Below are 21,329 nucleotides of genomic sequence, written 5' to 3' on the forward strand. Positions count from 1 at the left end.
TATGGCAGCAGAAGCAACAGCACATCACTCAAACGCAAAGAAAATCTGGAAAGTATTCTTTATCTTATCTGCAATTACAATTGTAGAGGTTGTATTGGGAATCTTTAAACCAGAAAGTATACACCATGTACACATCTTTGGTCTAAGTTTGTTAAATTATATCTTCATTGTTTTAACAATTTGGAAAGCGTACTACATCATGTGGTCGTTCATGCACTTAGAACAAGAAAAAACAGCATTTAGATGGACCGTAGCAGGAGTTCTAGCATTCTTGTGTGTTTATTTAATTACGCTAGTGTTGATCGAAGGAAACTACGTTTATGAGGTTTTCCAAAACGCACAATATAAGTGGATATTTTAATAAGTTATTATAAATTAAAAGGCGGTTTATTAACCGCCTTTTTTTATTTTTGTCTAGCTATTTAATTTATTTGTAAAGTGAAAAAATATATCATACTCGTTTTGCTCTTTATCATGCCGATTTGTGCATATCTGTTTTTCGCTACAGGAGTGAATCAGTTTCAACGATTACCCATCATTAGCGAAAATGTAAATGAATTGCCAATAGGCGAAACTTCTTTGGGGAAACAACCCGTTTTAGAAGGACGTATCACTGTTTTAGGGTTTCCTGGTGCCCATTTGTACAAAGACCGCGGTGATGCTTTTAATCTCAACCAAAAAATATACAACCGCTATAAAGACTTCGACGATTTTCAGCTAGTCATGGTTCTGCCTAAAGGCTCTGAAGAACAAGCGAAGAAAGTTGTAGAAGATCTGGCTCCCATTTCGGATATGTCCAACTGGAATTACCTCTTTTTAGAACCAGCAGAAATTCAAACCTTTTATAAAAGTTTAGGATTAGCTGGTAAACTAGATGATGATTTGGCTAGTATTAATGTATACATTATCGACAAAGACAAAAATCTTAGAGGTAGAAAAGGTAAGAATAAAGCAGGTGAGTTGGAGTATAAAGAAGGATATTCTACTATTTCGGCTGCAGAATTACACAACGATATGATGGACGACATGAAAGTGGTACTAGCAGAATATCGATTGGCATTGAAAAAGTATGAACGCATTAAAAAGACAGAGTAGTTATGAAAGATAAATCGTATATCTGGATTTCCTTAGTAGTTTTAGTTTTTGGTATTTGGGCTGTGCCTAAAATCATTAAAAAATTTGAAAAATCAGACTTGTTTGTGATTGGTCAAGCGCCACAGTTTGAATTAGTAGATCAAAACAACAAGACAATTAACAACGCGAGTTATAAAGGAAAAGTTTATGTGGTAGAGTTTTTCTTTGCTAATTGTCCGACGATCTGTCCGATTATGAATCAGAACATGTTGAAATTACAAGATACTTTTCGCCCTCATATGGACTTTGGAATAGCTTCTATTACTATCGATCCTACTAACGATACAGTTGAGGCATTGCATGCTCACGCAGCAGACTTAGGGGTGAAAATTCCTTATTGGCATATGCTAACGGGTGATGCGAAATATATTTATGATTTAGCAGGTAAATTCAATTTGTATACCGGAGTTAATCCAGAAGCTCCAGGAGGGTTTGAACATTCAGGATTATTTGCCTTGATTGATAAGGAGGGTAATATCAGATGTAGAACAGATGAACAAGGAAACCCTATTTTATACTATGATGGTACATCAGACGAAGGAGTGAAATGGATCAAAGAGGATATTAAATTATTGTTAGAGGAATAAGACATGGAAAACTATAAAGAATTAGAGCAAAAGTACACCAAGTGGATTTGGATCTTGTCAATTACAATACCTGTAGTCGTGGCCATTCTATTTGGCGTTAATTTGCAAAAACTAGGATATGATGTTCAACCGTTGAGTTTTTTACCACCGATTTACGCTACGATTAACGGTATTACAGCTGTTTTGTTAGTTTGGGCGGTAGCTGCTATCAAAAAGGGAAACAAAGCCTTGCACGAGCGTTTAATCAAGTTGTGTATCGCTTGTTCAGTTGCGTTTCTAGCGATGTATGTCGCGTATCACATGACGTCAATTGAAACTAAATACGGTGGAGAAGGATGGATGCGTTATGCGTATTTCTTTATCCTAATTAGCCATATTCTCTTGTCTATCATCATCATCCCTTTTGTATTAATTACGTTTGTACGTGGGATCTCAGGTTCGTATCAACGCCATAAAAAATTGGCGAGAATTACTTATCCAATGTGGTTGTACGTTGCTGTAACGGGCGTGATCGTATACTTGATGATTTCACCTTATTACGTAAATTAGAACACTATGAAGAAGATTGGTTTTTTAGTTGCTTTTTTTATTTTGGCCTCAGCACAAACTGCAGTAGCACAATGTGCCATGTGTAGAGCCGTGCTCGAAACTGAAGATGGAGGTGTCAAAGCAGAAGCCGTAAATGACGGTATTGTTTACTTAATGATTTTCCCTTATTTACTCGTGGGATTTGCTTTGTACTTTAGCTACAAAGTGTACAAAAAGAAGAAGAGTTAATAGTATATAATACGAGAACCGCCATGAAAGGCGGTTTTTTTATTACCTTTAATGTAACAATTAGAGTAAGGCTTCGTCTTATTGTTTAGCTAATTACATTGCAATGAATTCAACTAAAAATTACTTCTCCACCTTGTTTCTACTGTTGATGGTATCTGCCTTCGCACAGGATAAACAGTGGACTTTGGATGAGTGTATTTCACATGCCATCGTGCACAATATAAGTGTTAAGCAAATTGAAATTAACGAACAAAATAAAAGCGTTAATTTAGAATTGGCAAAATACGATTTTCTTCCCGTGGTTAGCGCCAATGCAAACCACTCGTGGACATTAGTCGATCAACCGGATCCGCAAACGGGTGTGATTGGGCAACGTACATTACAGGAATCTACCGTAGGATTGAGTGTGGGCATCGATATCATTGATGGATTGCAAAAACAAAAAAAGTTAGCTAAAGCTCGTTTAGAACACATTGCATCCGTTTATCAAATACAAAAAATAAAAGAAGATATTGCCTTGTCTGTGATTAATTCTTACCTGCAAATTATCTTCAATAAAGAATTGGTTCATACCAATCAAGTGCAGTTGGCGTATGATCAAGCAGAGGAAGAGCGTGTACAAGCGCTTGTTGATGCGGGAGTAGTTCCTGCAGGAGATTTACTCGACGTTAAAGCTACTGTCGCTTCTTCCAATCAGCGATTAATCAGCTCACAGAATGAACTTGTAATCGCAAAATTAAACTTAGCACAACTCTTGCAAATTCGCGATTATGAAAGCTTTGACGTTATCGATACGGATTATCAAGTAGAAGAATCAGAATTGATGATCTACAGTCCTCAAGATATTGCTATTCGCGCTTTTGAATCGCTAACAAATATTAAAACAGCAGAACTCAACGTACAGTTGGCTGAAAAAAATGTTCAAATTAGCAAAGGTGCATACTATCCAAAACTGACAGGTTTTTATAACTTCGGATCGAATATCAGTTACCAAGATCGCATTGTAGGAAGTCGTCCATCTGGACAAATGGATCAAGTTGGTGTAGTGGAAGGTTCTGGTCAACGGGTGATGCGTCAAGGACAGATGAACGTTTACGGCGGACCAGAGTCGTTCTTTAGACAATTTGATAACAACAAAAATTCAGTCTTCGGATTGAGTTTGTCTATTCCGATTTTTAATGGAATGAAAGCCAGAAAAACAGTACAACTAAATCAACTGGCTTTAGAACAAATGCAGTATGAAAAAGAAGCCGAGGAACTTAAATTGGAACAGTTGGTTTTCAAAGCTTATACCGATACGAAGAGTTCTTATCAAAGTTATGAAGCGAGTGTTGTAACCTTAGAATCGCGTGAGAAATCCCTAGAGTATGCCAGAGCGCGTTATGCCGTTGGATTGATTAATATCTTCGAATTGAATCAAAACCAAAATTTGTACGTAACAGCTCAATCTAATGTACTCAAAGCAAAATACGATTACATTTTTAAGAATAGAATTTTAGAATACTACTTTGGAGTTCCCTTGTTTAAAAGAAATTAAATTATGAAAAAGAAATATATATTTATCGTTTTAGCTGTTGTCATAGTCCTGTTTCTTGTGGTAAATTTCTTTCGAGGAAAGGATGATTCGATTGTAGTAGAATGGGCAACTATTAATGAAATCAATTTAGTAGAGACAGTTTCGGGAACAGGAAAAATTCAACCTGAAATTGAGATTAAAATAACGCCAGAAGTATCTGGAGAAATCATAAATTTGCCAGTCAAAGAAGGACAAGTTGTAAATAAAGGGGATTTGCTCGTTGTGATCAATCCCAATTTATACGAATCTAACTTGGATCGCATGGTGGCTATGCTCTCAACAAGTAAAGCTGGATTAGAACAAGCAGAAGCGCAATTGAAAGAAACGAAAGCTTCTTTTGCTCGAAACAAAACGCTGTTTGAAAAGGGAGTTATTTCAGGTTCTGAATGGGATCAAGTGGTGCGTTCTTATGAGGTAGCCAAAGCGAATAAAAACTCAGCTTTTTACAATGTAGAAAGTTCTAGAGCAGCCGTAGAAGAAGCAAAAGTAAATTTGTTGAAAACAACAATTTACGCTCCAAGTGCTGGAACCATTTCTCGCGTAGATGTTGAACTGGGAGAACGCGTTTTGGGAACGCAACAGATGGCCGGTACAGAACTGTTGCGTGTGGCTAATTTAAACAGCATGGAGGTTGAAGTAAACATTAATGAAAATGACATTGTCAAAGTAAAAGTTGGCGATGAAACAAAGATTAGCGTAGATGCTTTTTTGAAAAAGGAATTTAAAGGGGTTGTTACTAGTATTTCCAATTCTGCATCGAATCAGACACTTTCAGCGGACCAAGTGACAACGTTCAAAGTGAAAATAAAAATTTTACGTGAATCGTATGAAGATTTACTCGATGGTAAATTAGAAGATTATTCTCCTTTTAGACCAGGAATGACTGCTGTGGTAGATATTATTACACACGTCAAGAATAAAGTGGTTGCCGCTCCAATTAGTGCGGTAGTTATGCGTAGCCCCAATGATACTTTGGATACCTCATTAGCCAACCAAAGTGTACAGACATCTGAGGTGTTGAAAGAAGCTGTATTCGTAAATGCGGATGGTATTGCCAAATTGCGCTTTGTGAAAACAGGAATTCAAGATGATAAAAACATTGAAATTGTGCAAGGTTTGAAAAAGGGAGATGTGATTATTACAGGACCTTATTCGACAGTTAGTAAGACCTTGAAACACAACGATAAGATTAAGAAAGAAGAAACGAAAGAATGATTGTACTATTGAATGTAGAGACGGCAACAAAGAATTGTTCTGTCTCTTTGTCTGTAGATGGGACACAAGTAGGAATGAAAGAAATCGCAGAAGAGAATTTCTCTCATGCAGAAAAACTACACGTATTTATCGAAGAGCTTTTGAAAGAAAATGGTTTTAGCATGAAAAATTTAAGTGCTATTGCTGTGAGTCAAGGTCCTGGATCTTATACAGGATTGCGTATCGGGGTATCTTCGGTTAAAGGATTGTGTTACGGATTGAACATCCCAATGATTGCTATCGATACGCTACAAATAATCGCGAAGCAATTGCAAGTAACAAGCGGATGGATTATCCCAATGATTGACGCAAGGCGAATGGAGGTGTTTTGCGCCACTTTTTCCCATGACTGGGATCTCGTTAAGCCAATTGAAGCAAAAGTGATTGACGAGGCTTCTTTTAGCGAATTAGAAGGGGATATACCCGTTTACTTCATCGGAGATGGAGCAATGAAATGTGCGCCCGTTTTAACAGCAGCAAATTTTCACTTCTGTGAAATTATTGTTTATCCTTCTGCTAAAGAAATGGTAGCGTTAAGCTATGAAAAATATCAAGCCAAAGACTTTGTAGATGTGGCTTACTTTGAACCTTACTACTTAAAGGATTTCGTAATGCCCACAAAAAAACAGAAATAAGTGATCATAACGCATCACTTATTTCTCTTGCTTTTAATAGAATAAAGGAATTTACTGCAGTAAAATTATCATTGTCTACCCAAACCTGAACGACATAAGTGATTTTTGTGTCGAGTAATTCCTTGATGAGAATACGAGGTTGGGGCTGTGATAAAATCTTGTCATTCGACAAAAGCTCCTCTAATAATTTTTCAATAAATAAATTGGTGTTTTTAGTGAGAGTCGTTTGAACCAATACCTCGGATCTCCTTAAATTATTTTGCGATATATTTTTAATCTTGCTATTGGATAAAACGCCATTGGGCAAGTAAATTACGTTATTTTGATAGTTGACAATTTGAGTGGAAAAAATGTGAATGCTAATAACTTTTCCCGTTTCTCCTTGTGCTTCAATGATGTCTCCAATGCGAAAAGGCTTGAATAAAATAATCAATACTCCTCCTGCGAAGTTGCTCAATGACCCTTGTAAGGATAGACCAATAGCCAAACTCATCGCTCCGATGATTGCGACAAAAGAACTGGTTTGAATCCCCAATTTAGAAGCAATGACAACGAATAACAAGATGCGAAAACCCCAAAGTAGTACATCTAGGATAAAGCTCGAAAAAGTGGGGTCAATATTGCGTTTCGTCAGAATGCGCTTGGCAATTTTTTGAGACATTTTGATGACCCAAAGTCCTAAAGCCAAGATGAATAAAGCACCGACAATATGCGGAATATAGTCGATGAGATTCTCGATATAAGACGTGAGTAAATGATCCATTTTTTCCATAATCTAGAGCTTGAATAAACTGCTTAATTCAGTGGTTGGTGTTAAACAATGTTTGTTTTCGCAAAGATAATACTGTGTCGTTGAATCAATCGTATATTTTTCAAAATAGGGAATAGAACTCGCCTGGGTAACAGGAAAAATAAACGTTTTACTAATTAAGTTCGCTTGAATTTTCAAACTTTCTTCTAGTGCATTAGTTCCTACAATCGTTAATTCTGCTGGTGATTCGGTATAAAGCATGGTCAAAAGCCAATGAGAATAAGCAGAAGGGTAGTCTAAATTAGACTGCATTACTTCAATCATGTTATGGGCAAGTTGGGTGTAATATGAATGTTCAAATGCAATCCCCAATTGTAGTAAACTCATGCATAAAACTGCATTGGCAGAAGGGATCACATTGTCTTCCGTCTCTATACTTCTCAAAATATTACCTGCTTGATTTACCTGACTAAAATAGAAGAACTTGCTTTTTTCATCTAAAAATAGATCTAAAGTTAAATCCATCAGACGTTTGGCTTGCCATAAATACGCTTGATTAGCTGTGTGTTCAAACAAGCGGATTAACGCCTGAATATAGAAGCTATAATCGTCTAAATAACCCAAAGTTTGTGCTTGTTGCTGATGAGACGAGTGAAATAATCCTTGTTCTTCATCTAACAAATAGTTCTGAATATAGTGGTTGATGTGCTCTGCTTGTTTTAAATAAGAAGGATTGCCTGTCGCACTGTATGAATCGACCAAACCTGTGATTAACATCGCGTTCCAACTGCAAATGATCTTGTCGTCTAATAGAGGTTTAGATCGCTGTACTCGCTCTTGTAAAAGCAAGTGCTCCCATCTTTTTTTGCGTTCTTGTAAATCAAAAATATCCACTTGATTGGCTGAAGCAATCGCTTCTAAAGTTTGATTTTGAATGAGTACAAAATTCTCTTCTTCCCAATATCCATAATCGTTGATATTGAAAACTTGGGCAAATAAGCTAAAATCATCTCCTAAAATTCGACGTAATTCCGCCTCTGTCCAAACATAATAAGCACCCTCTTTTGACGCGCCATGTACATCCAAGCTATCCGCATCTAAAGCAGAATAAACACCTCCCCAATCGGATTGCCAATTGCGTTGAATAAAGGTTACTGTTTTGTCAATTATCTCTAAATACAGCGGATTTGCTGTGCGTTTATACCCATCGCTATACACGCTTAACAATTGTGCGTTGTCGTAGAGCATTTTTTCAAAATGAGGAATATGCCATTTAAAATCAACAGAATAGCGTGAAAATCCTCCCTCAATTACATCAAAAATTCCACCCCAAGCCATTTGAGTTAGAGTTAAATCAATATAGTGAAGCAGGTCTTTATCTCGTGTAAGGTCTCCCAATTTTTGAAGATAAAGTAGGTTCGTCGGCATCATAAACTTAGGTGCTCGTTGGTACCCTCCATACTCCAAATCAAAACTCTGTTTCCATTTTTCTAGGAGGACATCTAAATTAAATCGACGCTCTTCATTTACCGATGGAGCAAGTCCCATAATATATACTCCCTCTTGTAGTTTTGTTGCAAATTCAAGTACTGTTTCGGGCTTGTCTTGATGTAATTGCGCCAGTTGAGTTAAAGCGTCCAACCAAGTTTGTTTTGGAAAATAGGTTCCTCCCCAAATCGGTCTTCCATCAGGTAAGCATACTACATTGAGCGGCCAGCCACCTTGTTTGGTCATCAGTTGTACTGCTTTCATATAGTAGGCATCTACATCCGGATGCTCCTCTCGATCCACTTTAATCGAAAGAAAATCGCGATTCATTACTTCGGCTACCTCCAAATTAGTAAAGCTCTCATCCTCCATAACATGACACCAATGACAAGTGGAATAACCAATACTAACAACAACTAATTGGTTGAGTTTCTTGGCTTTTTCAAAAACAGAGTTGCTCCACGCTTTCCAATGAATGGGGTTGGTAGCATGTTGTTTTAAATAAGGATTCGAAGTGTAGATTAATTCATTCATCGCTTGAGTTTGAAGAACAAAATTAAGGAAAATTATTTAGTAGAGAGAGGATAGGGGAAAGAGGAGAGAGGAAATCGAAACGCAGTGGAAATCGAAACGCAGTGAAGATTCATCGAACACAAAATAAATATTAACTCTGTGAGATATATTCATTGAATACCAAAATAAAATATAAACTTAATGAGATAAATATAAAAGATGAGTGTGAACTTTTCAATACACAGAAATAGTTACTTTTTTATGAATTTGTATGTTGTGAATGCCTGATTTTTCTAAAAAAGGATCACTACTTTAATCTAGAATTCTGCCCTTTTCATCTCTCTTCTCACTCTTTTCAAATAAAGGATAACATTAAGTTAACGTTGGATTATAGAAATATGATCACTTTTGCAGTACGCAAAAAATAAAAAATAAATGGAACAAATTTTTATTGTAATGCTGATAGCCTTAGGGATATTAGCAATAATAGATTTGACTGTTGGAGTTAGTAATGATGCCGTAAACTTTTTAAATTCAGGTCTTGGTTCTAAAGCCATGTCTTTTAAGGGGATTATGCTTGTTGCATCTTTAGGTATTCTCGTTGGAGCCGTTTTTTCCGGGGGGATGATGGAGATTGCTCGAAGTGGTATTTTTGTCCCCAGTATGTTTACCTTCAATGATGTAATGATTATCTTTCTGGCGGTGATGATTACCGATGTCTTGCTTTTAGATGTCTTTAATACCCTGGGATTACCTACGTCAACAACGGTTTCTATTGTCTTTGAATTACTAGGAGCAGCTGTGTGTTTGGCGGTAGTGAAAATTGTACTCAGCGATGATAGTTGGGCGACACTACCTTCTTATATCAATACAAAAAAGGCTTCTGAGATTGTGGTGAGTATTCTCCTATCAGTAATTTTGTCTTTTACCTTAGGGACCTTAGTTCAGTACGTCTCTCGTTTGATTTTCACCTTTCAAGTAGAGCGTAAATTGAAGTACTTTGGAGCTTTATTTGGAGGAACTGCTATTACAGCGATTTCCTTTTTTATCCTAATCAAAGGACTGAAGGGATCTAGCTTTTTAACAGCAGAAGCATCCAATTGGATTGATCACAATCAATTGATCATCTTGGCTGGAAGTTTTGTTTTCTGGACGATGTTCTCTCAATTTTTAATGTCTGTCTTTAAACTCAATATTTTACGAGTTATTATTGTTATAGGAACATTTGCTTTGGCCTTGGCTTTTGCAGGAAATGACTTGGTGAATTTTATCGGTGTGCCAATTGCAGCAATACAGTCGTTTGAGTTCTTTCAAAGCTCAGGACAAGCACCTGATGTATACTTGATGGGAAAACTAGCAGAAGAAAGTGTGAAAGCACCTTTTTACTTCCTATTATTAGCAGGAGCTATTATGGTTTATACCCTATGGACATCCAAGAAGGCGCGTAATGTAATCGAGACAGAGATGAATTTAGCTCGTCAGAGTTCAGATTCGTCTGATGAGAAATTTTCACCCAATTTACTCTCTAAAGCATTGGTTCGAAGTATGGTTATTTTAGGAGGAATTGTCAATTATTTTCTTCCAAAATCATGGCAAATCCACATGGATAAGCGTTTCGAACAACCAACTGTGAAATCGAAAAACAAGAATAAACAAGATGAACCGGCTTTTGATATGGTGCGTGCTTCTGTAAACTTGATGGTAGCAAGTATCTTAATCTCAATAGGAACATCGATGAAATTGCCGTTGTCAACTACGTATGTGACGTTTATGGTTGCAATGGGTACTTCCTTTGCAGATAGAGCGTGGGATAGAGATTCAGCTGTATACCGTGTTGCAGGTGTTTTTAATGTAATTGGTGGATGGTTTGTAACAGCAATCGTAGCTTTTATCGCTGCTTTTATTACCGCGTACATTCTTTATATAGGAGAAGTATATGCTTTAGTTGCGATGTTAATCCTAGTGGGAATCTTGTTGTATCGAAGCAATAAAATGCACCAGCGTTTAGAGCTAGAAAAGAAACAAAAAACAGAAAAGCTAAACAAGATTGACATCGTTACGATTCACGAAGTAGCTTCTGAGAGTTCGACGCAAATTGCAAAAGTAATCGTTCGTACCAATGAATTGTATACCAGAGTCATTGACGGCGTTGCTTTACAAGATCACGCCGATCTAAAAGCGTGTAGAAAGAAACTTCGACAATTGGAAAAAGAAGTGGATAGCTTGAGAGGAAATGTGTATTTCTTTATTAAGAATTTAGACGAAACCTCTGTTGGTGCAAGCAAGTTTTATGTCTTGACGCTAGGTTTCTTACAAGATATTATCAAGTCTGCTTTGTTCATTACACAAAACAGTTATACACATGTGGATAATAACCATAAGAAATTGAAATTTAACCAGATTCGAGATCTCAAGTTAATCGACAATAAATTACAGTTGTTCTTGGATGAGGTTGGCGCGATTTTCTTAGAAGAAAAGTTTGATCGAATCGGTGAGGTCTTAGCACAAAAAGAAGACATTACACAAACGATAGATAAATTGATTCAAAAGCAGATCGTTCGTATTCGAACAACCGAAACGAGTCCAAAAAATAGTAAGTTGTATTTTTCGATTCTCTTTGAAACAGACGATTTGGTGAAAGCAACTATCGGCTTGTTGGAATTGTTCGAACAATTTGATGTCGAAAAGAAGAAAAAGGGAAGAACCACAAGTTAATATGAAAAAAAACAGCAGGCTAAAAGCACTGCTGTTTTTTATGGAATCAAAAAAAGCGCCTATTGGCGCTTTTTCTGTATGATACAATTTAAGGATTATCCATTGATTGCTTCAACAACAATTTTGTCATCAGCCAACATGTGTCTTAACATACTTTCGATTCCGTTTTTTAACGTAAACGTAGAAGAAGGACAACCGCTACAAGCACCTTGTAAAATAACCTGAACTATATTGGTTTCTCCATTGTAATTTTGGAAAGCAATATTTCCTCCATCCGCTTGTACAGCTGGTTTTACATTCTCTTCTAAGATGTTGATAATACGCTGTGATTTCTCATCTAAAGAATCAAATTGGATATCCGCTTGTTTTTCAGTCTCCTCTGTACGAGTAAGTAGAGATTCTTCAACAGCTAAATTTCCTTGCTCTAAGAATGATTTGATAAACGAACGCGTCGACTGAATGAACTCATTCCAATCAAAAGCTTCGTATTTCGAAATCGAAACATAGTTCTCGTCAATGAAAATTTCTCTCACGAAAGGCAACTTGAAAAGTTCCTTAGCTAATGGAGAAGATTGTGCTTCATCAATGTTTTTAAACTCAACCCCTTGCTTGGTTAACAACTTGTTGGCAACAAATTTAATCACTGCAGGATTAGGTGTAGATTCTGCATAGATCGTAATAGGATGTTTTTTGTGATCATCTTTAGATTCTATTAAGATTTTCTTACCTTTAGCCATGAAAGTTTGGATTTGATCTGCAACAGTATCTTGCACATCCTGCCATTCTACAATTGAAAATTTTTCAATAGCAATGAAATTATTTGCAATAAACACCGTTTTTACAAATGGAAGGTAGAAAAGTTCACGCGCCAAAGGAGATTGTGCGGTTTCATCAATGTTTTTGAATTCGTAATTGTCTCCTTTTGTAATGAAATCAGGTAGGATAAACTTGACAATTGCTGGGTTTTGAGTATTTTGAATTTTAATCTGCGACATTTTGTTTGATTTTTTTTCAAAATTAACAAACTTATATTCTACGAATCTGTATATTTGGTTTTTTAAACATATAATTAACATATAATTAAGTATGAATTAACAAGACTCGAGAGGGTTAAGTGGTTCAAACGAAGAGAAGTAAGTACAATTTTTAAATTTTTCAATAATGTGTAAAGTAATTAATTATGAGAAAAGTAGTTGTTGTAACTACGCGCGGAGCGATAGTTATGCGTTGAATATTAAAACAATGATTGATTTATTTCATCAAAGAGCAATGAGCTTTGATCTTAATTAAAATCTAAGCATATGAGTAAGAGTAATGTTTATATACCAATAAAATCATTTATGAAACGATTTTTATTATTTATGTTTTTTCTACTTAGTGGAGTTTTGAGCGCTCAAACAGGAGGCGATGCTATCTTGTTGGCAGATGGGCGTATTCAAGCTTGTAGTGGAATATTGTATGATACAGGAGGTATAACAGGTAATTATCAGAAAAATGAAACGATTACCATGACTATATGTCCCGAAGCTCGTGGAGGAGTTGTCCGGTTGAATTTTACCAGTTTTTTATTAGGTGAAGGAGCTTCATTAGAAATTTACAATGCTGCTGGACCAAATACCCCATTTCCGGGAGGACCATTCACAAGAAATAATCCAATACCAAATGGGAGAACTTTCATTACAGATAATTTTGAAGGTTGTATCACACTTGTATGGAGAACTGGTGACTTTCCTACTGCACCAGGATTTAGTGCTATTGTGTCTTGTAATGCTGAGCCATGTCAAGAGATTTCACCGAGAGTTTTAAGAACAATCCCAGCCTTTGATCTTGGAGTACCTCCTGCTTGTGAAGAAGATTTAGGAGTTATTCGCGCTTGTATTGGTGAAGAAATTCAAGTATTTGGAGACGCTGAGTTTTCAAATAATGGCGTAGGAGCAAAATATAAGTGGGATTTTGATAATGGAGTTGTTGCTAATACAAAAAATGCATCTATTATCTATGATGAAAAAGGAGCGTATCGTGTTCGTTTCATTGTGCAGGACGCATTGTCGTGTACTAAAATAGTGAGTTTTGTTATTCAAGTTGGTGAAAGTGAAGCCGATTTTACCTTAACCTCTGATAAACCAGTATACTGCGTTGGAGAAACTGTAAGGTTAAAAGGAAAAGTCACTTTACGTGAGGTAATTTACGAACCAGAAGAACCTGAAAGTAATCCAGTTGCATTACCTGATGGTACAGGTGAAGTGTTTTTTAGTGACATTTCTTTTAATCAATATTGTGCTAGTGCAGTGATTGAGAATCTTGCTGACATTGAAAGCATTTGTATTGATATTGAGCATACATATTTAGGAGATTTAGATATTATTTTAATTGCTCCAAATGGAGAGCGAGTATATTTGTTGGATCGATTCTCTCCAGAAACTGGAGGAGATGCTAGATCAGATATTCTTTTAGGAGATCCTAGTAATAGAAATATAACACCATATGGTACGCCACTTAGATATTGTTTTAGCCAAGATGCTCTTAAGACATTAAGAGGAGCACCAGTGCAACCAACTACAGGAACAACAACTCGTTTTCCAAATACAAAATCTCCTGGTACTTACTTGCCAGCTATAAGAAGACCAGGAACTGCGCCTAATACGTTTAATAATTTAATAGGTGCACCGTTAAATGGTAAATGGAGTGTAAGTATTGAAGACTTACTAAATATTGACGAGGGCTATTTCTTCGGTTGGGAGATTAAGTTTAATGAACGTTTTAATCTACCTGATTTATCATTTGCTCCTCAAGTTGTAAATGAGCGTTGGTTACCTGTACCAGGATTGGTTACTGGTGCAAATGGAGAAGCAACTTTTAATACAACTGTTCCAGGAACTTATACTTTTACCTATGAAGTAGTTGATAATTTTGGTTGTACTTATTCTGAAGATATCACGATTGAAGTGAAAAACACACCTGTTTTAGGTCAAGTGGCTAATTTACAGGCTTGTATAAATGAAGCGACAAATAAGGCTACATTTAATTTACCTGATGTGAATAGCAGTATTGATGCTTCTAATAGTTACGATATTTCTTATTATAATTCAGAAAGTGATGCAGTAGCAGGTAGAAATGCATTACCGAATAGTTATGAATTAAATACAGCGAATGGTGTTTCTGAAAAAACGATTTGGTTGAGAGTGAAACACAGAGGAACAACTTGTGTTACTGTTGATTCATTCAAATTAATTGCAAGACATTGTGCAATCGATTTAGCTCCATTAAATGATTTAACAGTTTGTAAAAACGTAGATGGAACTATTCCTTCTTTCAATTTAACACAACAAAGTAGTGTAGTATATTATGGTAATCCAGATTACCTTGTACAATACTTCGAAAGTAATAATGATGCAATGGCGAATATAAATCCTATTGCAAATCCTGCTAATTATACAATTGCACCAGGAGAAACTGAAAAAACGCTATTTATACGTGTGCATAATCGTGCGAATGTGAACGAATTTGCAACAACGTCATTTAAAATTATCGTTCTAGATCTACCTGTTGTGCCAAACTTAGATCCGTTGTATGCTTGTCCTCAAAGTAATAAGCAAACTGGAATATTTGATTTAAGTGTATATAATAGCTTGTTTTTAAGTGGGTTTACTAATAGAGAAGTGACGTACTATAAAACGGAACAAGCAGCTATCACTGGAGATGTACAAAATATGATCGTAAATACGACTAGCTACGAATCTTTAAGTGGAGTTATTGGAGTGCGTATTACGGATTTAATCTCAGGATGTTTTAACTATGGTACAATTGAATTAATTGTTCAAGATCTTCCTGATTTAAATCACAATGTAGTTGCTGTGTCTTGTAGCTTATCAACAGCAGATAATGGAATTGCATCGTTTGATTTAAGAGGCTTAATCCCAGAAATTTTACACGGAAATGTAAGCCCTTTTATTGAGGTTAAGTTTTATAAAACGATCACGAATGCCGAAGCGGAAAGTAACCCAATACTAACCAATACGTTCGTTAATGATGTACCTCATACTCAAATTATTTATGCACGTGTTAGCTATGTAAATGGCTCATGTTATGAAATTGTAGAGGTAGAATTAGTTGCTGCACCTAAAGTTCTAGTTCAAGAACGCGTGGAGATGAATGTTTGTGTGGATAATATACATCGTGAGATGGTTGTTGATTTGACTGACAATGAATCTACAATATTAAATGGACTGAATCCTGCACAGCATGAAGTTACATACTATAGTCGTCGTCAAGATGCAGAAGCTAAAGTTAGAGCTATTGCTAATCCAACGAGTTATTCTAGTATTGTTTCAAATAGTATATGGGTTCGTGTAGAATCTAATGTAACAGGATGTTATGGTATTTCTAATATCGTTTTAGTACCCGTGTTACAACCTATAATAGCTGATTTACCAGTGTATTCAGTTTGTGAAGAAACAAGTGGAGAAGGTATTGCTAATTTCAATTTGAATAATCATATTCAACAATTCTTAGGTGGAGGAGTTGGATTTGCAGTTTCTTATCATGGAACAATAACTGATGCGAATTCAAATACAAACCCACTACCAAGTAATTTTAGAAATACAACACCATATCAACAAGATATTTATGTTCGATTTGAAGCGGATTCTGGATGTTCAGTAGTAAAACTGTTAACACTAAAAGTTTTAGCAGAACCTGTACTTAATATTCCTGCAGAACCTGTTGCTATCTGTTCAGTTTCTACAGATGGATTTGGAACATTTGATTTGTTAGCCTTAGTAGCTGATTTACAAAACGGTGATCCAAGTATTATTTTGAAATTCTATGAAACAGAACAAAATGCTATTGATAATACACACGCAATTCAAAATCCGAGTACGTATACAAACATTACGCCTGGAAATAGTACGATTTATGTTAGAGGAGAATTAGCAGGTGGATGTTTTACTGTTCAACCAATTGAATTAATGGTGATTACTTCTCCTGTTAGACCAATTGAATTGAATGATTTAGTTTTATGTTCAGAGAGTGTTCTTATAGACTCTGCAATCTTTGATTTGACAGAACAAACTGCAAGAATTATTGCAGCACAAAGAGATCAAAACAATAACGGAACAAGTTTAGTTGTTCGTTATTACTTAACTCAAGATGATGCAGAAGCTAATGTGAATGCAATTGCTACACCAACAAATTATGTTAACGTAGTAAACAATCAAGAGATTTGGTATCGCGTTTATCATAAAGGAACAAGTTGTTATGCAGTTGGAAGTTTCCATTTAATTGTTAATAAACCACTTCCACTATTAACACCGCGTGAAATTTCTCTTTGTCAAGATCACTTGCCAAATACAGGAAGAGGAGTATTCGATCTTACTATTCGCGAAAGAGAAATCTTAGGTAGAGATATTGATCGTGTTACATTCAAGTACTATGAGAACTTAGCAGATGCAAAAGCAGATGTTAATGCAATTTCAAATACTACTAGTTATGCAAATACATCAAATCCACAAACGATTTGGGTAGCTGTTACTAGTTATAATGGTTGTCGTGATTTTGTGCCTTTGAGTATTAAAGTATCGCCTTTACCAGATGTAAATAGCGTGCCAACAGCGTTACATGCTTGTGTGATTGATATTCTAACGAACTCAGCATTGTTCGATTTAACAAGTAAAGAGTATGAAATTGCAAATCAGTCAACTGGTTATTTCTTCAAGTATTACAAAACACCAGCAGGGGCTGAAACAGCTGATCCAAATGATGAGATCTTGTTTCCAGAGGCACACACAGCTATTACAGGTACAGTGTATATTAGAGTTACTTTAGGTAGCTATACAAACCCTTGTTTTATTGTTGTGCCATTGAATATAGTTGCTGATTTAAAACCAACGTTCGAAGACATTTTGTTCCTACACTGTTTAGAAAATGCAGGAAACTTCTCTACTTTTAATTTATTAGAGAAAAAAGAGGAAATTTTAAATGGGAACAGTGAAGACAACATCGATATTTTCTTCTATGTTAAATATGCAGATGCAATGAGTCACAATATTGGAAATGCTATTCCTCCAAGTTATACGTATACCAACGTTGTTGATAACGATCAAACAATTTGGGTTCGTACGGTAAACAAAACAACAGGATGTTTCTACGTTGGACCAATGAGATTAAAGATTGAAGAAAAAGTTAAAGCATTTGATATTGATTTAACTGATTTATCACGAGTGGAAAAATGTGCTTCTCCTGCAGGACCAAGTGGTACAGCTACTTTCAATATAGGAGCATTTACGAATGAGATTTTAGGAACACAAAATGTTCCATTAGCAGAGTTAGCAATTGCTTATTACTATAACAATACGGCGATTCCTGCTGCTAATTTAGGAGCGTATAGTTTACCAATTGGTACACATGAAATCATTGCTAAAGTTGTTCACCTACCACAGACTGACGATAATGGATATGTAACAGATTATTTCTGTGAAGCAGAAGTTGCCTTTACATTAACAGTATCTGAAAGTCCGATTGCTCCAGTATTACAAGGATCTATCCTTTGTGTGGATTACAACACGGGTAAATTGATTGATCCGTATACAATTGACTCTGGATTCAGAGGAGATGATTACGATTTCCAATGGGAATATGCTAATGCAGCGGGTGCTTTTGTAGCTATCCCAGGTGCAACAAAACCATACTATGTGGTAGAAAATATTTCTTTAGGAAGATCATATAGAGTTGTAGTGAAATATAAAGGGCAAAAATGTTCGACTCCTAGTGATCCAGTAGTACTTACTTTTGTAGATCAAATTGATATTAAAGTAGTAGGTGCAGATTCTAAAGGATTAATTGGTGAGTTAGACGGTGATGAAAGAATCACAGTTACGATTGCTTCTCCACAGGAATCTAGTATTTACGAATACGCGTTAGATGAAGGAGCTTACCAAGATTCAAGATTCTTCTACGATGTAGCAAACGGAACACACAGAGTTTGGGTTAGATTTAAAGACGCAAAATCAGTTTGTCCTCAATATATTGATATATTTGTTTTAGGATATCCAAAATTCTTTACACCAAATGGTGATGGATTTAACGATACTTGGAACATATCAGCACTAAAAGGACATCCAGAAGCTGTAATTTACATCTATGACAGATTCGGTAAATTGCTGAAACAATTAAGTCCTTCTAAAGAAGGTTGGGATGGAACATTTAATGGGAAACCAATGCCGTCTACAGATTATTGGTTTACTGTAGACTATCTAGAAGAGGCTAAAGAAACGAACCGAGTTCCTAGAAAAGTTCAGTTTAAAGGACATTTCTCATTAAAACGATAATTTAGGATATGAAGATATTTAAGAAAAGATATTTAGCAGTTGCGTTACTAGTTACTCAAATGGGTAATGCGCAAGACGGTGGATTACCTATCTATTCGGATTATTTATCTGATAACTATTACTTGATTCACCCAGCAATGGCCGGATTGAAAAATAGTACACAGATACGAGGAGCTATAAGACAACAATGGGGAGATGTAGATGACGCTCCCCAAACACAAACATTAACTGCTAATACCCGCGTCGGCGAAAGATCGGGTATTGGTATCATCGCTTTCTCTGATAAGAATGGATACCATTCTGAAGCTGGAGCAAAGCTTACTTATGCGCACCATATTACATTTAGTGAGTCGCGTTATGAGTTGAATATGTTGTCTTTTGGTATGAGTGCTGGTTTTTCTCGCATTACTTTAGACGAAACAAAATTTGGTTCTGTTTATGACCCAATATTAAGTGGAGGTTTAGAAGTAAAAGATAGTTACTTTACAGTCGATTTTGGTGCTGCATATCACAAGGAGAACTTCTTCTCCATGTTTACAGTAAAGAATGCGATCACAAGTAAAAGAGAATTGTACACCGATGTAGAAAGTGATAATTTACGCCGTTATATCTTAGGTGGAGGTTATACTTTTGGAAATCAAAAATTCAACGGTGGTTGGATGTATGAGCCTTCTGTATTGATTCAGTACGTGGAAGAAACAGAATTGAAACTCGTAGATGTGAACATGAAAGTGTATAAAACATTGAATGACGCAAAACTATGGGCAGGGGTTTCTTACCGACGCGATTTCGATAACGCAGAGTATATCAAAGGAAGTGATACAAAAAAACAAGCACTGCAAAGTTTAAGTCCTCTAGTAGGAGGATCGTATAAAAGCTTTAGCTTGACTTATACGTACACACACCAATTAGGAAATAATTCGTTTAACACAGGAGGTTTTCACTTGTTTACTTTAGGTGTTAACTTGTTTGCAAAACGCAGTTCGTTAGACTGTAATTGTCCTAACTTACATGATTAATAAAAAAATGTCCCGATCTTTATCGGGACTTTTTTTTTAAGTACTAGTTTATGATTATAAAAGAAATTAGAGGTAAGTATCCTCAAATCGAATCAGATTGTTACATAGCAGAAAATGCTACTATCGTTGGTGATGTGACCATTGGGAAATCTTGTAGTGTTTGGTTTAATGCTGTGATCCGTGGAGATGTGAATTCCATCGTCATAGGAGATAAGGTTAATATTCAAGATGGAGCTATTATTCATTGCACCTACGAAAAACACCCAACAGTTATTGGCCATAACGTTTCCATAGGTCATCAAGCTATGGTGCATGGATGTGTTATTCACGATAATGTACTCATCGGAATGGGAGCTATTGTGATGGATAATTGTGTGGTACACAGCAATACCATTATTGCAGCGGGGGCGGTGGTTACTCAAAATACCATTGTAGAATCAGGAAGTATTTATGCAGGGATACCAGCGAGAAAAGTAAAAGATATTAATGAATCAGATTTTGCAGGTGAAATTGAGCGCATTGCAACAAACTACGTGATGTATTCGAGTTGGTTTAAAGAAGCAGATGCAAAGGCAACGGAGGAAGATCCAATCAAGTAGACGATAGAAGGGTTTTATACTTGCGAGAAGTAAAGATCTTTGCGTTAAGGTGTAAAGGGAGGTGAGACAAATAATAGCGCTTAAATGAGCTAATACTAAAAAAAGCATGGTTACATCAACCATGCTTTTTTTAGTATTAGAATTGGATCTCCTCTACGCGATAGTGAGATGGCACAAAAGTCTTTAAAACAGTTGTGTCTATATTACTGTAGAAGACGCATTCACCAAGTGAATCGTTGTCGTTGAGTAAGTCTTTTTCTCGAAGTATTTTTTGCGTGTGTTTAGCTACTGCTTCTCCAGAATCAATAATTACAACATTTTCGGGTATAATCGTTTTGATGATGGGCGTTAGGTAAGGGTAGTGGGTGCAACCTAAAACGAGGGCATCCATTCCTTGTTCTACCATCGGAATTAAATACAGTTCCAGTAAGTCTCTCATCTCTTGAGAATGCAGTTGACCTGCTTCAATCAGTGTAACTAAATTATAGCCGATCTGTTCGATTATTTTTACATCCGGGTACAATTTAAGCTTAGCTGTAAATAAATCGCTAGTAATTGTTCCTTTTGTCGCTAAAACACCTATTGTTGAGGTTTTGGTCAATAGCGAAGCTGGTTTGATTGCAGGTTCAATACCGATAATAGGAATATCAAAAGAAGTGCGAAGTTCTTGAATAGCATTAGTGGTTGCTGTATTACAGGCAACGATAACAAGTTTACATCTTTGATCAACGAGGTGCTTTACATTTTTATGCGATAAAGCTACAATGGCTTCTTTGGTTTGCGTACCATAAGGTGCATTCTTTTGATCGGCTAAGAAAAGCGTATTTTCATTGGGCATTAATTTATTGATTTCACGCCAAATGGTAGTTCCACCTATACCCGAATCAAAAAGCCCAATTGGATTTGTTTTTTTCATAAGTAGAACAAAAATAAAAAAGTCCGTCATAATAACGGAC

16 protein-coding genes are annotated in these 21,329 nt (G+C 36.1%); 12 read left to right on the plus strand and 4 right to left on the minus strand.

Features of this window, described 5'->3' with window-relative positions; translation table 11 throughout:
• Nucleotide 1: 1 nt before the first annotated feature.
• The 8 genes from H4K33_RS02290 (at nucleotide 2) to tsaB (ending at nucleotide 5,963) form a co-directional block, all read left to right on the plus strand.
• Complete coding sequence (locus H4K33_RS02290) at nucleotides 2–361, plus strand: cytochrome C oxidase subunit IV family protein (protein ID WP_182646894.1); 360 nt, start codon at nucleotides 2–4, stop codon at nucleotides 359–361.
• Nucleotides 362–474: 113 nt separating this feature from the next.
• Nucleotides 475–1,095: a hypothetical protein gene (locus H4K33_RS02295; protein ID WP_182647098.1), complete on the plus strand. Its 621-nt coding sequence runs from the start codon at nucleotides 475–477 to the stop codon at nucleotides 1,093–1,095.
• 2 nt (nucleotides 1,096–1,097) lie between these two features.
• Complete coding sequence (locus H4K33_RS02300; RefSeq protein WP_182646895.1) at nucleotides 1,098–1,721, plus strand: SCO family protein; 624 nt, start codon at nucleotides 1,098–1,100, stop codon at nucleotides 1,719–1,721.
• Between the two features lie 3 nt (nucleotides 1,722–1,724).
• On the plus strand, nucleotides 1,725–2,270 hold the full coding sequence (locus H4K33_RS02305; RefSeq protein ID WP_182646896.1) for a DUF420 domain-containing protein: 546 nt from the start codon (nucleotides 1,725–1,727) through the stop codon (nucleotides 2,268–2,270).
• Nucleotides 2,271–2,276: 6 nt separating this feature from the next.
• The gene (locus tag H4K33_RS02310) at nucleotides 2,277–2,498 is read left to right on the plus strand and encodes a hypothetical protein (protein WP_182646897.1); all 222 of its coding nucleotides are present in this window, start codon (nucleotides 2,277–2,279) and stop codon (nucleotides 2,496–2,498) included.
• A gap of 103 nt (nucleotides 2,499–2,601) precedes the next feature.
• Nucleotides 2,602–4,035 carry a TolC family protein gene (locus H4K33_RS02315; RefSeq protein ID WP_182646898.1) on the plus strand — a complete coding sequence of 478 codons (1,434 nt, stop codon included), beginning with the start codon at nucleotides 2,602–2,604 and terminating at the stop codon, nucleotides 4,033–4,035.
• Nucleotides 4,036–4,038: 3 nt separating this feature from the next.
• Nucleotides 4,039–5,289 carry an efflux RND transporter periplasmic adaptor subunit gene (locus tag H4K33_RS02320; RefSeq protein ID WP_182646899.1) on the plus strand — a complete coding sequence of 417 codons (1,251 nt, stop codon included), beginning with the start codon at nucleotides 4,039–4,041 and terminating at the stop codon, nucleotides 5,287–5,289.
• Nucleotides 5,286–5,963 carry a tRNA (adenosine(37)-N6)-threonylcarbamoyltransferase complex dimerization subunit type 1 TsaB gene (gene tsaB / locus H4K33_RS02325; protein WP_182646900.1) on the plus strand — a complete coding sequence of 226 codons (678 nt, stop codon included), beginning with the start codon at nucleotides 5,286–5,288 and terminating at the stop codon, nucleotides 5,961–5,963. Before H4K33_RS02320 ends, tsaB begins: the two co-directional genes overlap by 4 nt.
• A 4-nt stretch (nucleotides 5,964–5,967) precedes the next feature.
• Here the strand turns inward: tsaB and H4K33_RS02330 are convergent, their stop codons facing one another.
• Both H4K33_RS02330 and H4K33_RS02335 read right to left on the minus strand, forming a co-directional pair.
• Nucleotides 5,968–6,735, minus strand: a complete 768-nt coding sequence (locus tag H4K33_RS02330; protein WP_182646901.1) for a mechanosensitive ion channel family protein — start codon at nucleotides 6,733–6,735, stop codon at nucleotides 5,968–5,970.
• 3 nt (nucleotides 6,736–6,738) lie between these two features.
• The gene (locus H4K33_RS02335) at nucleotides 6,739–8,736 is read right to left on the minus strand and encodes a thioredoxin domain-containing protein (RefSeq protein ID WP_182646902.1); all 1,998 of its coding nucleotides are present in this window, start codon (nucleotides 8,734–8,736) and stop codon (nucleotides 6,739–6,741) included.
• A gap of 414 nt (nucleotides 8,737–9,150) precedes the next feature.
• Here H4K33_RS02335 and H4K33_RS02340 point away from each other — a divergent pair, with 414 nt between their 5' ends.
• A complete protein-coding gene (locus H4K33_RS02340) occupies nucleotides 9,151–11,430 on the plus strand; it encodes an inorganic phosphate transporter (protein WP_182646903.1) in 2,280 nt (759 codons plus the stop codon).
• Between the two features lie 95 nt (nucleotides 11,431–11,525).
• Here the strand turns inward: H4K33_RS02340 and H4K33_RS02345 are convergent, their stop codons facing one another.
• Nucleotides 11,526–12,425 (minus strand): NifU family protein, encoded by a 900-nt coding sequence (locus H4K33_RS02345; RefSeq protein WP_182646904.1) that lies wholly within the window; start codon nucleotides 12,423–12,425, stop codon nucleotides 11,526–11,528.
• Between the two features lie 345 nt (nucleotides 12,426–12,770).
• Here H4K33_RS02345 and H4K33_RS02350 point away from each other — a divergent pair, with 345 nt between their 5' ends.
• Genes H4K33_RS02350 through H4K33_RS02360 form a run of 3 tightly spaced genes read left to right on the plus strand, consistent with a single transcriptional unit; the run spans nucleotide 12,771 to nucleotide 20,373 of the window.
• Entirely contained in the window at nucleotides 12,771–18,755 is a 5,985-nt protein-coding gene (locus tag H4K33_RS02350) for a T9SS type B sorting domain-containing protein (RefSeq protein ID WP_182646905.1), read from the plus strand.
• Between the two features lie 8 nt (nucleotides 18,756–18,763).
• Nucleotides 18,764–19,774, plus strand: coding sequence for a type IX secretion system membrane protein PorP/SprF (locus H4K33_RS02355; RefSeq protein ID WP_182646906.1), 1,011 nt, complete (start codon nucleotides 18,764–18,766; stop codon nucleotides 19,772–19,774).
• A gap of 50 nt (nucleotides 19,775–19,824) precedes the next feature.
• Entirely contained in the window at nucleotides 19,825–20,373 is a 549-nt protein-coding gene (locus H4K33_RS02360) for a gamma carbonic anhydrase family protein (protein ID WP_182646907.1), read from the plus strand.
• A gap of 136 nt (nucleotides 20,374–20,509) precedes the next feature.
• Here H4K33_RS02360 and murI read toward each other — a convergent pair whose 3' ends face one another.
• Complete coding sequence (gene murI, locus H4K33_RS02365) at nucleotides 20,510–21,289, minus strand: glutamate racemase (RefSeq protein ID WP_182647099.1); 780 nt, start codon at nucleotides 21,287–21,289, stop codon at nucleotides 20,510–20,512.
• Between the last annotated feature and the right edge of the window lie 40 nt (nucleotides 21,290–21,329).

This window comes from Myroides sp. WP-1 (genome assembly GCF_014145635.1).
Classification (GTDB): Bacteria; Bacteroidota; Bacteroidia; order Flavobacteriales; family Flavobacteriaceae; genus Flavobacterium.

Bases quoted from the DNA above. Each gene is read 5' to 3' on its own strand.
- H4K33_RS02290 (WP_182646894.1), top strand. From the start codon at position 2: ATGGCAGCAGAAGCAACAGCACATCACTCAAACGCAAAGAAAATCTGG.
- H4K33_RS02295 (WP_182647098.1), top strand. From the start codon at position 475: ATGCCGATTTGTGCATATCTGTTTTTCGCTACAGGAGTGAATCAGTTT.
- H4K33_RS02300 (WP_182646895.1), top strand. From the start codon at position 1,098: ATGAAAGATAAATCGTATATCTGGATTTCCTTAGTAGTTTTAGTTTTT.
- H4K33_RS02305 (WP_182646896.1), top strand. From the start codon at position 1,725: ATGGAAAACTATAAAGAATTAGAGCAAAAGTACACCAAGTGGATTTGG.
- H4K33_RS02310 (WP_182646897.1), top strand. From the start codon at position 2,277: ATGAAGAAGATTGGTTTTTTAGTTGCTTTTTTTATTTTGGCCTCAGCA.
- H4K33_RS02315 (WP_182646898.1), top strand. From the start codon at position 2,602: ATGAATTCAACTAAAAATTACTTCTCCACCTTGTTTCTACTGTTGATG.
- H4K33_RS02320 (WP_182646899.1), top strand. From the start codon at position 4,039: ATGAAAAAGAAATATATATTTATCGTTTTAGCTGTTGTCATAGTCCTG.
- tsaB (WP_182646900.1), top strand. From the start codon at position 5,286: ATGATTGTACTATTGAATGTAGAGACGGCAACAAAGAATTGTTCTGTC.
- H4K33_RS02330 (WP_182646901.1), bottom strand. From the start codon at position 6,735: ATGGAAAAAATGGATCATTTACTCACGTCTTATATCGAGAATCTCATC.
- H4K33_RS02335 (WP_182646902.1), bottom strand. From the start codon at position 8,736: ATGAATGAATTAATCTACACTTCGAATCCTTATTTAAAACAACATGCT.
- H4K33_RS02340 (WP_182646903.1), top strand. From the start codon at position 9,151: ATGGAACAAATTTTTATTGTAATGCTGATAGCCTTAGGGATATTAGCA.
- H4K33_RS02345 (WP_182646904.1), bottom strand. From the start codon at position 12,425: ATGTCGCAGATTAAAATTCAAAATACTCAAAACCCAGCAATTGTCAAG.
- H4K33_RS02350 (WP_182646905.1), top strand. From the start codon at position 12,771: ATGAAACGATTTTTATTATTTATGTTTTTTCTACTTAGTGGAGTTTTG.
- H4K33_RS02355 (WP_182646906.1), top strand. From the start codon at position 18,764: ATGAAGATATTTAAGAAAAGATATTTAGCAGTTGCGTTACTAGTTACT.
- H4K33_RS02360 (WP_182646907.1), top strand. From the start codon at position 19,825: ATGATTATAAAAGAAATTAGAGGTAAGTATCCTCAAATCGAATCAGAT.
- murI (WP_182647099.1), bottom strand. From the start codon at position 21,289: ATGAAAAAAACAAATCCAATTGGGCTTTTTGATTCGGGTATAGGTGGA.